Below are 16685 nucleotides of genomic sequence, written 5' to 3'. Positions count from 1 at the left end.
GGGGGTGACTGACGATGCTGATCCAACCCACGGCGCTCGCGCTCTACGGCGAGACTTTCGAGGACTCCGAGACCGCAACGGTCAATGAGCTCATCGAATCGGCATCGTCAGCCATAACCTCTGCCGCCGGCACGGGCATACTCGCCGAGACGTCAACTATCGAGGTGCTCGGGCTCAACGAGCGGTTGCTCAACCTGCCTGGTGCCCCGATTCGTCGAGTCGACGAGATCCGTGCTGATGGTGAACTGATCGACCCGAACACCTACCGAGTGGCAAGCAATGGCGTGTACCGAGCGCAAGGCTGGGCATGCGGCGCTGCTCTTCCCACTCTGCGGATCACCTACTTCCATGGCTTCGACGTCACGCCGAAGGACATCCAGACGCTCTGTGCATCCATGGTGATCGCGGGACTCATCGCGTCTCGCGAGGGCGGCTGGGATCTGCAGAACGGTCGCATGTCCTCGATGGGGGTCGACGACTACCGGGAGGCTTACGCCACGTCTGGTGAGGGCATCGAGCAGGTCACTCCGATGGATCTGCCTGAACGCACCCGCAAGGCGTTGCGGAAGCGGTTCGGTGGGTCTGTGGCCGTGGTGAATTCACTATGAGCGCACGGGCACGCGCAGTCACGCTGCGGGGTCGCCGCCGCGCCGAGGCTCTGATGCAAGATCAGTGCCTCATCCGCCGCGTGACCGGAGAGACCACCGACCGGGAGACCGGGAAGGTGGTCCCGGTGTATGCCGACGTCTACACCGGCAAGTGCAAGCTGCAGTCCTACGAGGGCTACGAGCAGGAGAAGAACACCGCCGAGACCGCTCTCACGGTCCAGCGCATGTCCGTCCACCTGCCGGTCGGCGCGTACCGGATCAACGTCGGCGACGTCGTCGAGGTCACCGACTCCCGCATGGATTCGCTGCTGGTGGGCCGGAAGTTCCGCATCACGCAGGAGGCCCCGTTCAAGACGTTCGCCACCGCGTACCGCGTGTTCGTCGACTACATCGCTGACTGAGGAGGAACCATGCCGTTGGACACCTCAGAGACTCAGAACCTCGTCGATGCGCTCGAGAAGTTCGACTCCGATGTTCGTTCAAAAGCGGAAGCCGTGCTGGCCAAGGGTGCCGTGCAGATCAAGAAGAACCTGCAGGAAGATGCCCGAGGGTCGCGGTACTTCAAGCAGTTCGCGAAGAAGATCAGCTACGAAACCACGAAGCGGAAGAACACCACCGAGGTGGAGATCGGCCCGGAGAACGACAAACCAACCGGGAAGAATCCCGGCGGAGGCCCCGGCGCGGCCATCGCCTACTTCGGAGGCGCGAACGGTGGCGGCGGCACTCTCGACTTCGACGAACCAGTCGAAAGGGAGTTCGACTCCATCGACGAGTACATGAAGAAGCTCGGAGACGCACTGTGAGCAGCATCCTCGCCCTCTCAGACGCGATCGAGGCCATGTTCCCCGAAGGGACACTGTTCGAGGCCGTGAAGCCCAACGAGAACGGCCAGTACGTCGAGTCCGCTTTCCCGTGGACCGTCGCCCGCGTCCAGATCCCGAACACACTCTCCCGGTCCATGGCCGGCACCAGGCACGCGCAAAGCGTCCGCATCACCGTCACCATCGCCGGCATCACGTTCACCTCGGTCCGCGTCATCGTCGACAAGCTCGACCCGATCCTCGAAGGCGCTCGCCCTACTGCGGTCGGATGGTCGCTGTCGCCGGTGCGCATGCTCAACGCACGCGACATCGTCGAAGACGAAACGATCACCCTCACGACCGCGAACCGGCACCCGGTGTACACGGTCCTCGAGTACCAACTCACCGCCGCCCGCAACTGACTCGTCCAACCCACCACAGGCCTCGCACCGTCCCGGCGCGGGGCCTTCGTCATGCCCACACCAGGAGGCCCCATGTACGTCCGCGTGAAGGACAAGACCACGAAGCACCAGTTCGACGTGCCGGAGGGCGACCCCCGCATCGGCACCGCCTTCGAACTCCTCGAATCTGCCCGGTATCCGCGTGCACGCTCGCCGCGGCCGCCGAAGCATCACGTCCCTGTGAAGTCGGCTCGGGCCGCGGAGCAGGGTCCGTCCGACACCAGCCCGGCGTCGGACTCGCAGACCGAAGCACCCGCTGAGGCTGCCGAAACACCTGAGTCGAAGCCGGCTCGGGCTAACTCAAGAAAGTGAGGCCATGTCATGGCTGAAATTCCATCGACGCCGGCGGACGGCAACTTCAAGGTCGTGTACGTCCCGGCTATCGCAGACACCAAGGCTCCGAAGCTCAACGAGCTCAATGCCGATGGTGCTCTCGACATCAGCTGCTACCTGACTGGTGACGGCTGGAACCCCACCAAGGAGCAGGCAACGATCTCGGATCCGCGCATGTGCTCGCGGCAGGAGTTCGGTCGCCCGGGTCGCAAGACTCCGGGTCTGTCGATCACCGTCATCGACAACACCAACTCCGACAACGAAGCCGACGCGAACGAGGCTGTCGAGACGATCACCGAGGGCGCCCAGGGCTACTTCGTGGAGCGTGTCGGCGTGCCTTACGAGGAGGAATTCGCGGTCGGCCAGAAGGTCAGCATCTACCCAGCCACCGCCGGTGAGAAGCAGCTCCTGGCACCCGAGGCGAACTCGGTGACCCGGTCCACGATCCCGCAGTTCATCTTCGCGGACGTGCAGACGGACAAGCCGATCGTCGCGGCTGCCTGACCCACCCTTACTCCTGGCCGTGCGTGGCTTTTCTCCTGTCCACGCACGGCCAGGGCATCACCCCACCACCCAAAACAGGAGAGAACAGGAGAAGCACCATGTCGAAGCTCGGCACAACCCGCCCCACCACCATCATCAACGTCGTCACAAACCTCGAACTCCTCGGAGAACACCAGTCGGCGGTCGAAGAACTCAACAAGCTCAACCGGACTCAGTCTTCGGCTGATCGTATGAACAGTCCGTACTCGAAGGAGGCACGCGCGAAGGCGAAGCGTGTGCAGGAACTCGAGACGGAAATGGACGAGTCCACAGTCTGCATCAAGCTCAAGGCGCTGAAGCGAGCTGAGTACGCCGAGGTGATCGCGAAGCATCCGCCACGCGAGGATAACGACGTCGACAATGCGCTTGGGTTCAATACCGACACGTTCGGAGACGACGCGATCGCCCTGTCAATCGTTGGTGCCTGGAAGAAGACCACCGGCGAGAAGATCGACTTCACCGGTGACGACTGGAAAGAAGAGTCGGCGGAGTTCACTGATGGGCAGTACTCCGACTTCACGAACGCTGTGCTCAATCTCAACAGGAGTTCGACGACAGTCCCTTTTTCACCGATCGCCTCCGGCGTGAACCGGAGCTGAGGCGCGAAGTCGAGGCGGCTGAACGCCTCGGCATCAGCGTCAAACGCTTCAACGGCTGGGAGCCGACCACCACCTACGTCTATGACGAGGATGGTCGGCTCCTCTCGTCCCAAGCCGAACCCGAATGGGACGAGACACAACGGAACTGGATGCTCTCACTCACCGAGTACAGGGCCGGTCTCTGCCCGATCTGCGGGTACCCGAAAGACGTCTGCCAGGCACTCGAGAACGCCGGACGTTTCGATGTGCCCCCACCGGCGAGATGCCACGCAACGACCGCGTTGCGGCAGTTCCAGAAGGACCGCGAGTACGACGTGCCCGACGCGCTCGTGTGGTCCGCGATTCTCAAACCCCCAACCGCGACTACTTGAGGAGGTGACCCTTGGCTGATCGTTCTGCAGCGTGGAAGCTCACGCTCGACTCCAGCGGTGTCGTCACAGGTGCCCGCCAGGCAAAGAACGCGATGAGCGACCTTACAACTGGTGGCATCGCGAAGGCATCCGCGCAGTTGAACACGCTCGAGAAGTCAGCCAGGGCGCACCCCCAAGCGTGGACGGCTTTGGGCGCTGCGGCTCTCGGATTCGGCGGATCGGTCGCCGCTGGTTTCGCACTGGCTGGGAAAGCCGCGATGACCTGGGAGTCGGACTGGGCCGGGGTCACGAAGACTGTCGATGGCACACAGAAGCAGATGTCGGCGCTCGAGAGTGGCCTGCGGAGTCTCGCGCGCAATGAACTTCCTGCCAGCACCACCGAAATCGCCGCCGTGGCCGAGGCCGCCGGCCAGCTGGGCATCAAAACCGGAAACATCCTCGCGTTCACCAAGACCATGATCAACATGGGAGAGTCGACGAACCTCTCCGCCGAAGAAGCGGCATCCTCCCTCGCCCGCTTCTCGAACATCATGGGCACCAACCAGAAGGACATCGGCCGTCTCGGTGCCTCGGTGGTGGGTCTCGGCAACAACTTCGCCACCACTGAACGCGAGATCGTCGAAATGGCGATGCGCATCGCCGGTGCTGGCCGCCAAGCCAACATGACCGAGGGTGACGTTCTCGGCCTCGCCACCGCGCTCTCCTCCGTTGGTATCGACGCGGAAGCCGGCGGCACCGCGATCTCCATGGTCATGAAGAAGATCGGCAACTCGGTCGCCGACGGCAGCAAGAACGTCGATTCCTTCGCGAAGACCGCCGGAATGTCCTCCGCCGAATTCTCCGCAGCGTGGCGAGACGACGCAGCGGGAGCGCTCACAGAGTTCGTCGCTGGCCTCGGTAAAGCCCAGGCCAGCGGGGAGAACGTCAACAAGACTCTCGGCGACCTCGGAATCACCGGGATCCGAGAATCCGATGCTCTGCTTCGCCTCTCCGGCGCTTCTGAGGTACTCAAAGACGCGCTCGCAACCGGCAATGAGGAGTACGCGCGCGGAATCGCTCTCATGGAGGAAGCGAACAAGCGATACGACACAGCGGAGTCGCGGGTGCGTATCGCGGGGAACTCGGCCAAAGACGCTGCAATCAGCTTCGGTGACGTATTCCTACCGAGTATCGCCGATGCAGCCGATGGAGTCGCGGACTTCGCCAGGTGGATCGGAGATCTCCCCGCGCCGGTGAAGGAACTCGGTCTCGGAGTTGCTGGCCTCGGCGGGGCGACGACTCTCGCCGCGGGCGGGTTCCTCGTCCTCGCCCCGAAGGTGTTCGACGTCATCGACGGGTTCAAGACCCTTAACACCGAACACCCCGGACTCGCGGGCGGACTCAAAGACGTCGGTAAGGCCGCCGGGATCGCGACTCTCGCAGTGGCTGGAATCCAGGTCGTGTCGAAGATATTCGCCGATGACGCGAAGGAAGCCGCCGCATCGTCAGACGAGCTCACTGCGGCAATGGTGAAGCTCGCCGACGGCGCACGCGTGAACGCGAAAGAGACGATTCTCGACCCCGCTTTGTGGGAGGGGGCAAATACGGCGTGGGCGAAGGCGGTTGATGGAAAGAACTGGGAGAGCATCGACGGATGGGGAGATGCGCTCACTCGCGCGACTTCGGCTGGTTTTAAGTTCAGAGAGTGGATGGACTTCACCAACACCGGCCAACTCTCCGTCATCGATGAGCAGATCCAGAATACCGACAAGTCCCTTACGCAGCTCGCGTCGGGCGGATCACTCGATCTTGCGCAGCAGGGCTTCCGTGCGATCGCCGAGGAAGGCCTCGACGCTGGTGTCTCGCTCGAGGAGACATTCGCTAAGTTCCCCGGGTTCCGAGACCACCTCATCAACGTTGCATCTGCGGCGGGTCAGTCCACCGACGACGCGACTCTGCTCAAAATTGCCATGGAAGAGATCACTCCCGAAATGCTCGCCGCCGGCGGCGCCACGGATGAGAATGCCAAGAAGCTCCAAGAGCTCGGCATCGATGCGAAGACCACCGAAGACAAGATCAAGGACCTCGCCGACGAAATCCGTAACTTCGGACAGACCACTCTCGACGAACGCTCAGCAGCGCGCGAGTTCGAACAGGCCCTCGACGACGCAAACGAGTCGCTGAAGAAGAACGGCAAGACTCTCGACATCACCACCCAGAAGGGCCGTGACAACGAGGAGTCTCTGGACCGGCTCACCTCGTCTGCACGCGACTGGTCAGCAGAGATTGTGGCCTCGTCTGGGTCAGCTGAGGAAGCGCAGAAGAAGATCGATGACAAGTTGCGCCCCGCCGTAGTCGAGATGGCGAAGAAGTTCGGGATGAGCGGCGACAAGGCCGAAACGTACGCCGACTCGATCCTCAACATCCCCGACGACGCGAGCACCAATGTCAAGACGAACGCTTCCGATGCGACGAAGAAGACGAAGGGCACTAAATCTGCCGTGGACGATCTCGACAAGTCGTCTGCTAACCCGAAGATCAACGCCAGTACTGCGGCCGCGAACAAAAAGCTCCGGGAGACCAAGGGCATTCTCGGGTGGTTGAAGCAGAACTCGAGCATCACGCTCAAGGTGTGGTCCACGATCACCGAGACCTTCAAAAAGGACCCCAGAACGAAGAAGGGCAACTCCTACGAGTCAGGGGAAGGCGCAGCAGGTGCCCTGCTCGATCCGTACGGACCGAAATACCACGGTGGCATTGATCTCAAGGGAATGGCCGCCGGCGGTGTTATGGACGTCGCAGAGTTCGTCAAGCCGGGCCAGATCCGCTTCGCCGGCGACCGCAAGGATGTCGACGAAGCGTGGATCCCCCTCGACGGATCCGCGCGGTCGAAGAAAATCCTCTTCGAAGCGATCGAACGTATGCCGAATCTTGCGATCGGTATGGCCAAGGGCGGCATCGCCTCGGCCGAGCGCCGAGTTGACCTCGCCTCTGACGATCTCCGCGACGCCCGTCGCGCGAAGTCCGACGCGAAGTCGAAGTCCGCGAAGGCCACCGCCGCGAAACGGGTCCGCGTGGCAGAGGATGCGCTCGCCTCGGCGAAGAAGAACCTCAAAGCTGTTAAGGCCGAGACCAAGGCGGCCGAGGAAGCAGCGAAACTCGCGAAGGAACGCGCGAAGGAAGAACGCGAACGTCGCGCCCGCGTCGGCGAGCTCCGCACCGACCTGCGCACCGACCTCCGCCGCGGCGACGTCCGCGAACAAGTCACCAGCGGTCTCTCCGGCGCATACTCCGCCGTCGACCGCCTGCAGGGCCTCGCCGACAACACAGACCTCTCCAAGGGCGCTCGCCGTCGTGCCGGCATTCAGGCTCGCCAGTACGAGAAGTCCCTCAAGTCGCTGTACGGCACATTGGACCGGCTCGAGAAGAAGACTGAGAAGGCGCAGGACAAGCTCGACGAGCTCAAGCAGATTCAGTCCTCTGTATCGTCGTCGATCGAAGGTCGGGCGTACGAGCTCGATGTGTCCTCGCAGTGGGCGCAGGACAAGAACGGCACCTGGCAGCAGACCACCGGAGTCTCCGGCGTGCGCACGAACGCGGCCGCCGCCGCAGCCAAGGTGAAGGGCCTGGCCGGGAAGCTCAAGAAGCTCGCCGGCATGGGCTACGGTGGCGCGATCCTGCAGGAAGTCGCCCAGGCCGGATCTATCGACGAGTCGATCACCATGGCCGACGAACTCCTCAAGGGTTCCTCTTCGGACGTGAAGTCGATCAACGCCTCCTACAAGGACATCGCGAAGTACTCAAAGCAGGCAGGCGCCTACGTCACCGAAGGTTTCTACTCCGGTGGAGTCAACGCGGCCGCCGGACTGGTGAAGGGCCTCGAGTCTCAGCAGAAGACCGTCGAGAAGACGATCGAGAAGATCGCCAAGGGCATGGAGAACTCCCTCAAGAAGGCTCTCGGCATCAAGTCCCCCTCCCGGGTCATGTACGCCCGTGGACTCGACACCGCCGCCGGCTACAACAATGCCCTCCTCGACTCCATCCCCACCATCGAGGAATCGGCTGCAGGCATGGGCCGCGCCGCCGTCCCCGAGGTCTCCGCGTTCGGTCCCATCCGCACCGAGTTCGCCACAGAACCCGCATTCGCCTCCACCACTGACTCGTCACTGGCTGGCTCCGCGCTCGCCTCGCCGGCGGCTGAGGGGCCGACTGATCTGGCGGGGTCGCAGTTGGGTGCGGATGTGTCGTGGGAGGACACGGTCGCCACGACTGAGGAAGCGCTCACGTCGATGCAGGCACTCACAGAGGCCGCATACCTCAAGATGACCGCTGACACGGATGCGTCTCTGTTGGCGCGTCAGGACGGCACTCTCGCCGCGATGACGGGGATGCAGGAGACGATGACGACCGGGCTCACGGTGATGGGCACGGATCTGGCGTCGAAGATGTCGACGATGGCCGGCACTCAGTCGACGGCGCTGTCGGGGATGGTTTCGAATCAGGTGAAGAACCTCGAGACCATGGCTTCTGATCAGTCGAAGAACCTCAAGGCGATGGGCAAGACCCAGTCGGATGAGTGGTCGGCGATCAAGAAGGCGACGACCACCACGGCCGGTGACATGCGCAAGGGCGTCGATACGACCATGGGCAACATGGACAAGGACGCTTCGTCGCGCCTGTCCACCCTGGGCAAGACCACGGACGCCGGGTTCGGCGCGATTGAACGTGGCGGCAAGGCGAACTTCTCCGGCATGCGCTCTGGCATCGACAAGACGATGGAGAAGATCCCCGGCGACGTCGGCGGGTCCCTCGACAGCACAGCGGATGTGCTGAACTCGTTCGCGAAGGAGATCAACAAGTCCTTCGGTTCCGTCGGTGTGAAGCTCTCCGGCGTGAAGAAGCCGAAGGGCGGATTCGCTCGAGGCGGCATCCTGCCCGGGTTCACCCCGTACTCGGCCGGTGACGACCAGCTCACCCCGATGCGTTCCGGTGAAGGCGTGTACGTCTCCGAGGCCATGCGTGACCCGTACGAGCGGGAACGCCTCCACAAGGTCAACGCAGCCGCACTGCGCGGTGAACCGTTGCACCAGTTCCGGGAAGGTTATGCCGGTGGCGGCATCATCTCCGCCGGAAAGTGGTGGGAAGCCCGCGGCGCCCGCGTCGGCGAGCACTCGCACTGGGGCCCGGTCGGCACTCACTCCCCGAACTCGCAGCACTACCGCGACAACGCGATCGATGTGAACTACGGTCCCGGCGGGCAGAACGCGATCGAGACTCGGTTCTTCGATGCGAACATCGCCGCGTTCAAGGCCGCATTCCCATGGGCGTTCGTGCTGTGGAAAGCAGCCGGACACTTTGATCACCTCCACGCCGACAACCGAGGTAAGGCCGTCGGTGGCGGTGCCATGGATGCAGGCATTCTCGGCGATATCTCCTACACGGGTGACATCAAGAAGGAGCTCGAGAAGGCCGCGCGTCGCAAGGGCAAGGAACTCATCGCGAAGTACTCCGAGAAGCTCGACGGCAACACGCTGACCGGTCAGCTCGGTGTCGGTGTCATGGAGAAGGTCGTCGCCGGCTCGATCAAACAGGCCAAGGAGTACGCGAAGACTTTCACCGAGGGTGAGGGCGATTCTGGCGGGAACGTGGAGCGGTGGCGGCCGACGGTCATCTCCGCTTTGAACTTCATGAACCAGCCCCTGTCGAACGTGGGCCGCACTCTGCGTCGCATGAACCAGGAGTCCGGTGGTAACCCGAACGCGGTCAACAACTGGGACATCAACGCGAAGCGTGGCTACCCGTCGCAGGGCCTCATGCAGGTCATTCCGCCCACGTTCCGCGCCTACGCCCGCGCACCGTATGACAAGAACATCCTCGACCCGATGTCGAACATCGTCGCGTCCATGTCCTACGCCCTGGCTCGGTACGGGTCACTGGCCAAGGCATACGACCGCCGCGGCGGATACGTCAACGGCACGAAGTCGGCACTCAAGGGCCTGCACAAGGTCGGCGAGGCCGGTTGGGAGTACGTCAACTTCCACGGCGGCGAGCAGGTCATTCCTCACCAGCAGTCCGTGTCGATCGAAAATCAGCTGCTCCGCGGCGGGCCCTCCACCCTCGCTCTCGACCAGGCGTCGGTGAACGCGATCGCGGCAGCGGCCGCTGGCCAGATGAGCGCCTCCGATCTTGCTACCGCGCTCGAGGGTGTGCAGCTGACGGTGCGGGTCGGGGACCAGGACATGGCCGGGTATGTCATCGCCACTGTCGCCAACGGATACGAAGACTCGAAGCGCCGTGTTTCTCGATCCTCGAACCTGATGCGGAGCTGAATCGAATGAACCCACTCATCCACGCCGAGTTCGACCTCGACGGGTACCGGTTCGGCCCCGGCCACCCTGTCTACCTCTCCCGAGTCGACACCCCGGGCATTGCGTGGCGGGACCAGGACATCGTCAACCCGGTCGGGGCGAACGTGTTCTTCGGCCGCGACTACGCCGACCCGAAACCCTGGGGCCTCGACTTCACCATCACCGGCACCACCCCCGCCGAAGCCGCCGAGAACTACTTCGCCCTCGCCAACGCCTGGGCAGCACAGCACATCCGCGACACTCCGGGCGCCGAACTGCCACTGGATTTCAACATGCACGGCACCGCCCGACGCATCTACGGCCGCCCCCGCGAGTTGAAGCTCGATGACGCCACGGACCTGTTCGTCCTCGAAACGATCAAGGCGAAGGCCACGTTCCAGCCCTCATCGGCCGAGATGGTCGACGGTGTCGCCCGGACAAAGACGATGACGATGACTCCCGGCGCTGCCGGCGGTTTCACCTTCCCCGTCGTGTTCCCCTTCACCACCACTCGCGGCGGGACGAGGCAGGGCATCATCACCGACAGCGGCGGACTCACACCCACCCACGATGTGCAGGTCACTATTCATGGACCTGTCGGTAAAGCACTCGCCTCGGGCCCCGGTTGGGAGTTCGGTCTCACGAAGTCACTCGCTCACGACCGATCCATCACCCTCGACGCTCGCCGGCAAACCATCCTCTGGGACACCGGAGCCTCCGCTGCCGGCCTCATCACAGCAGGTACTCGACTCGACGACATCACCATCCCGCCCGGACCCTCCGAGCTCACGTTCAAGGGCGAAGACCAGTCCGGCACATCCACCCTCACCGTCACCTGGCGGCCCACCATCACCACACTGTAAGGAGACCCACCATGCCATTGGATCAAGCCTGGGCCGTCGGCGGCGGAGCAGAGAACTCCGTCGAAGGGGCCCGCATGGCCACCTACGCTGCAACGAACGGTGGCCGCGGAGTCATCCTCCCCAGAGACATGAAGGTCTCTGCCCTGCCCGTCCCCGGTGCCGCCGTCCGCATCGCCTCTGGCGGTTGTGTCTCTCCGAACACGTACCTCGGCGAAGACGGCGCCGGACAGTCCTATGCCGGGCGAGAGAAGAGCAGTACAGATTTTCCCGTTGCACCGACTGGATCCGCGGACGCCCAGGTGAAGTACCTCATTTGGGCGATCCACGACGAACAGTACGAAAACGATGAACCAGCAGACCCGGTCCACGACCCCCGCAACACTTACGAATGGGTCTCCACTCTCAACGGAATCACCTATCCCTGGGCACCCCTGGTGCAGCTCGACCAACCGGCGAACACCGCGGCGATCACCAACGCCATGCTCACCGACATCCGCGAAGTCGCCAACCCCATCGTCACACCCGTCGTCCGCGCTCGCCCCATCAACAGTGACGAAGCGGAAACACTCACGGCGACGGGTGACAACGGTGAGTGGTTCCCCAACCACGGAGCCGATCAGCGAATCTACGTTCCCCTCAATGCCACACGGGCGATCATCGAGGCCGAATGGATCCAAGTCGACGAGCCTGCCGGCAACGCCTACGGCGGCATCTGGGTCGAGTTCGGACCGTACTCGTCTCCCGGGAACCGGCAGTACTCGACGCAGCACGGACGATGGAACACCGGCGCCGGCAACGACTCCGAGCGGAAGAACTGGAAAGTCGTCGACGACATGTACATCCCGAAGGCAATTCGCGGCACCACCCAGGTGTTCGCGATGAAGGGCCGCGTCTCCTACGCCAGCGCAAACTCGGCACGCCCGAAGATCGACCAGCACTCCTTCGTGCAGCTGAAAGTCACGTTCCTCCAAGTCGCTGACCCCTCGAGTTCCTGAGACAGGCGGACACCAATGAGCAGCTGGCGCTACATCGCCACCCGCATGAACGGAGACGGCACCGAGACGTTCCTCAACTTCAACGTGCCCCTCTCCAACGTGGAGGTCAACACCGTCGTCAACGGCCACGGCGGCATCAAGGGAACCATCACCCCTGAAATCGCGTCCCTGAAAACCGACGACGGGAACCACCTCTTCGTACCCTGGTCGACCGCGATCTACGCCGAAGAAGACGGCCACATCCGCGGCGGAGGAATCCTCCAAGACCACGACGACGACACACCGAAACTTCAGCTCGACTGCATCGGCCACACCGGATACCTCGCCGACACCCGATACACCGAGGTGAAGTCCATCGAACGAGACGACCCACTCAAGGTCTCCAAGCACCTGTGGGAACACACCCAAGCCCGCCCCCACTTCAACATCGGCGTCGAATTCGCCGGCGCAACCGAATCCCGGGAAATGTTCATCGGCGACGACTCCATCCTGCCCACCCAGACCCCCACCAAGGTCACCCCCTACGTCCTCGCCTACTACCAAACCCACGACCTCGCCAAAGAGTTCGAGCTCCTCGCATCCCTCGCCCCATTCGAATACACCCTCACCCACGAATGGAACAGCGCCAAGACCGCAATCCGCCACATCCTCCACTACGGCTACCCACGCCTCGGCGCTCGCCGCACGGATCTCCGCTTCGTCGTCGGCGAGAACGTCGTCGCGCAGCCACGATTCGACATCAGTGGGGATTCCTATGCCTCTGATGTGGTCGTCCTCGGCGCTGGCGAGGGGTCGAAGATGATGTGGAAGCCCGCAACGAACCCGTCACCGGGACGACTCGGCCGGGATGCGGTGATTATCGACAAATCAATCACCACCCCATCGGCTGCGCAGAAACGCGCCGACGCCGAACTCAAGCTACTCACCGGCACAGCAGACGTCACAGAAATCCAAGTTCGACAGCACGAACACGCCCCTTTGGGCTCCTACTCCGTCGGCGACGACATACGCCTCGAGACAGCCGACGGCTGGTCCGGTGTGCGCCGTTTGTGGGTGAAGATCCTCGGCATCCAGATCCGCCCGGAAACCAACGTAACGACCCTGCAAGTAATGCGCGCAGAGAAGGTGAGCAAATGACCCTGGACCGCCTCTACCGCGACGTCGAGAACCTCAAGCAACAGTACCGGGGTCTCGCTGGCGGACCGCAGCTTGCTCTCTCTTCCATAGAGAACGGTGCGATCGATTCGATGGACGCCGACGGCAACCTCAAAATGACCATCGGCCAGCAGGACGACGGCGGCAACACCATCAACGTCGTCTCCGGCCCTACCCCACCCACACCAGTCGGGTTCACAGTCGACGTCGATCATGGGAAGTTCGTCGTCCACTGGTCAGGTGACTTCGCCGGGGACAAGCTGGCCCCTTCCGACTGGTCTCGCGCCGAGGTGCATGCCTCCCAGGATCCGTTCTTCGTTCCGTCCAGGGCGACGGCTCGTGGGTCGATTGTTTCGGCTGCAGGTGGTGAGGTGACGATCGGTGTCCTCAAGGGACCGTGGACGATCAAGATGCTCGCCTGGTCGCAGGCTGGAAAAATGTCTGCCCCGTCCGCACCGGTTGATGTTGAGGTGCCGGGGTACGGCGACATTGTGCTCGAGGAGATCGACGCCGCCACGACGCTGATCAAGAACGCCGGCGAAATGCTCCTCGAAGGTCAGCAGACGTTGGCCGACAAGCTCGCGGGTATCGCCGATCTGGACCCGGAGGAGATCTCGGAGGAGATCGCGCAGGCCCGGCAGGAAGCGATCGACGCTGCACTCGCTGAGATTGCGAATGTGGAGGGCACGCTCACCTCGGCGATTGGTGCCAAGTCCTCTACGACGTGGTCGACGTCGAACCCGCCGGCGAACTATGACGGTGCAGTCGGTGACACGTGGGTGAAGCTGACTTCCCTTGGCTCGGGTGGCCGCGAGATCCGTCGGTCCCGCTGGCAGGGCGATGTGTGGGTTGACCACCCTGTCGATGGTGCGGTCTTGTCGAACGTGGACGCGTCGACGATCACGACCGGCTTCCTCGACGTCGTCAACCGCATTCGGACCGGGGCGATCCTCGCCGACAAGCTCCTCATCGGCGGCGGCTCCAACCTCCTCGTCAATCCGACGTTTGCGAACAACGCGGAGGGATGGGGAACCAGTCTCACTCCCGGACCCGGCGGAAAGGACGGGACGACGCTCGTGAAGACTCCCGCATCGACCGCAACGGTCGGCGGCTATCATGGCGCGACCTCCGGCGGCGATAAATATCACGCCCAGGTGAACGGCGCTACCTCCTTCACCGCCTCGGTGTGGGCGCGGAGTGACGTCGATATCCCGGCCGGTAAAGCACTGATCTATATGAGGGCCTTCACGGCGGACAACATCGCGAACACGACGTATACGTGGGCATCGCCGAGCTACGCCGGGAATGCTGAGATCATCCCCGCGAATACGTGGGGACTCATCACTCGACAATTCGATCCTCCACCGGGGACTCTCGAGGTAGCTTTCGGACTTTACTCTCAGTCGGGTTTCTCCGGGGCGATCGAGTTCTGCCAACCCTCATTTAGGCCGATGGTCGACGGAACGCTCATCACTCCGGGCGGGGTCCAGACACCGAATCTCGCGGCCGATGTCCTCGAGGTTGGCAATCTCAAGGCCGGTACCGCTGCGCTTGCCGAAGCTGTCATCAAGAAGCTCTTCGCTGAGGTCGTCGTCGCCCGTATGGCACAGGCTGAGGAGTTCATCGGTGAGAACGCGATCCTCACAGGTGCCGTGACTGCACCGAAGATCACCGCGTCGGAGGAACTCTGGGCGAAGATCGCGCAGTTCGTGCGAATCTACGCCGAACAGCTCGACGCGGATGCGATCAACGGCATGGTCATCACCGCCCCCACGATTCAGTCTGCACGGTCTGGCCGCCGTTGGGTGGCTGGTGTTGATTCGATCCGTGTGATTGATGAGAACGAGGACGTGCGCACCGAACTCTCCCCGGATGGTTCGACGTTCAAGGGGGAGGTTGAGGCCGAAACCCTCGTCGTAAACGAGGGTGCAGAGTTCAAGGCAAACAACACTCTCGCGCAGGGCGCGAAACTCACCTTGGCTGCCGGTGTCACAGACCCGACCGCACCGCCGACTGTGCAACCGTTCTGGGACGGGCTGGAATTCGAGAACCCTGCAGATGTTCCGCTTCTCGGTCTGGCATGGGATGGAACCAACTATTGGACCGTCGGACGAAGCGGCTGGTGGGAAGGTTCGAATCTCAAGACCGTCCTCAAAATCAATGCGACCACCGGCGCTACGGAGTCCTTCTACTTATACCCCACCGGCGGGAGTTACACAGAATTCTTCGGCGTTACTTGCATCGGCAGCGAGCTGTTCTTCCTCTACAGGACTCAGTACACGGGGCGTGTCGTGGTCACTGACTTGAACTGTGTCGAGAAGCGGAAGTTCGATTTCGAGGACATGGGGTACTCGCCGACTAACCCCCTCACCTACAAACCGGGTATTGGCAACGATGGCACGAACGTGGTCATTGCGCATGCCCAGGACAACGGCACACTCAGAGTCCGCACTTTCAACAAGACCACTGGTGTGATCACGAAGAACGTGGCCGAGAACAACACTAACTTCAAGGGCAGTATCACCGGTGTGTATATCGGGTCCGCCGATGACGGGACCGCCCGCATCTACGTCAACAAGGTCGGGCCGGGACGCGTGTACGCCTACAACACGAACGCCGTATCGGACGGCACTGGCTCATTCGACACCGCCACAGCCAGTGCGGTCGGCGTGGCGTGGGCTGACGGGAAGTTCCGCACCCTCGACCCATCCGGGATCATCCATGAATACGCCGACATCAACATGGGTGACGAGACTGGTGACTGGTGGGCCACGTACCGGTGGTCCATCGATGAAAACGATGACGGATACAACGACTACACCTCCCGCATCGGACCCTCCGTACGCTTCACGTGGCCGCGCCGGTCGAAACTGAAATTCATCGGCGCACCCCTGCCTCTAGGCGTTGGGTACATCAGCCCGTCGATTGCGAAGAAGACCACGAAGCCCACACGGGCCGACTTCCGCACACCTAATTGGTCGGTGCGGGAAGGAACCTCGGTGGCGTGGTACAACACGCTGCCCACGGACTGGCAGTCCGGTTCGGCACCGTCTGATACCAACGATTTCCCGAGTGCAGAACCGTCCGTGCTGGAATCGGCCTCGGCTACTTTCCAGGTCAAGGGCGATGGTTCGGGACGGTGGGGCCCTCTGACGATCAGCACGGCAGGCAAGATCACTTCGGGGCTTCTGACACATGCCTCTGGGGAAGTCAGCATCACCCCCACCGGGTCATCGGGAACCAGAACGGGCAACGTGTATGTGACTTTCCCTGCTGGTCGATTTTCTGTCGCTCCCAAGGTGGTCGTGTCCGCACTCACTTCTGTGCCCGGGACCACGGTTGTGGGAGTGGGCGCATCGGGTGTCACGACCAGCGGGTTCACCGCCTATCTGGCGCGAGTCAACAACACCACGACCCCCTTGGCGTGGATCGCAATGGAGGAGGGCTGATGGAGCCAGAACCAATACTCATCACACGGTGGCTCACCTGCCATACCGGAGGGTGTGGAAACGCGGATATCACTCTGGAAGGGGTCATACCAGAAGACGTAGACACCCTCGTTTGTGGGGTGTGTGCACAGCGAATAACCGACGTGGCCACCGAGCCGCCAGAGCCAGTGACGGAGATGCCG

General features: G+C 62.6%; 12 protein-coding genes. All 12 read left to right on the top strand.

Features of this window, described 5'->3' with window-relative positions:
* The first annotated feature begins 14 nt into the window (after positions 1-14).
* The 12 genes from KTJ89_RS11255 to KTJ89_RS11200 all read left to right on the top strand — a co-directional run bounded on the left by KTJ89_RS11255 (position 15) and on the right by KTJ89_RS11200 (position 16503).
* Positions 15-608, top strand: coding sequence for a hypothetical protein (locus tag KTJ89_RS11255; RefSeq protein ID WP_259357800.1), 594 nt, complete (start codon positions 15-17; stop codon positions 606-608).
* Positions 605-1009, top strand: coding sequence for a DUF6093 family protein (locus KTJ89_RS11250; RefSeq protein ID WP_259357799.1), 405 nt, complete (start codon positions 605-607; stop codon positions 1007-1009). The genes KTJ89_RS11255 and KTJ89_RS11250 overlap by 4 nt, the downstream gene beginning before the upstream one ends.
* 9 nt (positions 1010-1018) lie before the next feature.
* Positions 1019-1411, top strand: a complete 393-nt coding sequence (locus KTJ89_RS11245) for a hypothetical protein (protein ID WP_259357798.1) — start codon at positions 1019-1021, stop codon at positions 1409-1411.
* Positions 1408-1830 (top strand): hypothetical protein, encoded by a 423-nt coding sequence (locus KTJ89_RS11240; RefSeq protein WP_259357797.1) that lies wholly within the window; start codon positions 1408-1410, stop codon positions 1828-1830. The genes KTJ89_RS11245 and KTJ89_RS11240 overlap by 4 nt, the downstream gene beginning before the upstream one ends.
* A 72-nt stretch (positions 1831-1902) precedes the next feature.
* Positions 1903-2181: a hypothetical protein gene (locus tag KTJ89_RS11235; protein WP_259357796.1), complete on the top strand. Its 279-nt coding sequence runs from the start codon at positions 1903-1905 to the stop codon at positions 2179-2181.
* A 9-nt stretch (positions 2182-2190) separates the two neighbouring features.
* Positions 2191-2706, top strand: coding sequence for a phage tail tube protein (locus tag KTJ89_RS11230; protein WP_259357795.1), 516 nt, complete (start codon positions 2191-2193; stop codon positions 2704-2706).
* Positions 2707-2804: 98 nt separating this feature from the next.
* Positions 2805-3344, top strand: a complete 540-nt coding sequence (locus KTJ89_RS11225) for a hypothetical protein (RefSeq protein WP_259357794.1) — start codon at positions 2805-2807, stop codon at positions 3342-3344.
* Between the two features lie 382 nt (positions 3345-3726).
* The gene (locus tag KTJ89_RS11220; RefSeq protein ID WP_259357793.1) at positions 3727-10023 is read left to right on the top strand and encodes a phage tail tape measure protein; all 6297 of its coding nucleotides are present in this window, start codon (positions 3727-3729) and stop codon (positions 10021-10023) included.
* A gap of 5 nt (positions 10024-10028) precedes the next feature.
* Positions 10029-10904 carry a hypothetical protein gene (locus tag KTJ89_RS11215; protein WP_259357792.1) on the top strand — a complete coding sequence of 292 codons (876 nt, stop codon included), beginning with the start codon at positions 10029-10031 and terminating at the stop codon, positions 10902-10904.
* Between the two features lie 11 nt (positions 10905-10915).
* The gene (locus KTJ89_RS11210; protein WP_259357791.1) at positions 10916-11899 is read left to right on the top strand and encodes a hypothetical protein; all 984 of its coding nucleotides are present in this window, start codon (positions 10916-10918) and stop codon (positions 11897-11899) included.
* 15 nt (positions 11900-11914) lie between these two features.
* Positions 11915-13036, top strand: coding sequence for a hypothetical protein (locus KTJ89_RS11205; RefSeq protein ID WP_259357790.1), 1122 nt, complete (start codon positions 11915-11917; stop codon positions 13034-13036).
* Positions 13033-16503: a hypothetical protein gene (locus tag KTJ89_RS11200; RefSeq protein ID WP_259357789.1), complete on the top strand. Its 3471-nt coding sequence runs from the start codon at positions 13033-13035 to the stop codon at positions 16501-16503. Before KTJ89_RS11205 ends, KTJ89_RS11200 begins: the two co-directional genes overlap by 4 nt.
* The last annotated feature ends 182 nt before the right edge of the window (positions 16504-16685 follow it).

The organism is Brevibacterium sediminis, assembly GCF_024895295.1.
GTDB lineage: Bacteria > Actinomycetota > Actinomycetes > Actinomycetales > Brevibacteriaceae > Brevibacterium > Brevibacterium sediminis.
The sequence above is the reverse complement of the archived record's forward strand: the minus strand, read 5'-3'. Positions and strand labels throughout refer to the sequence as shown.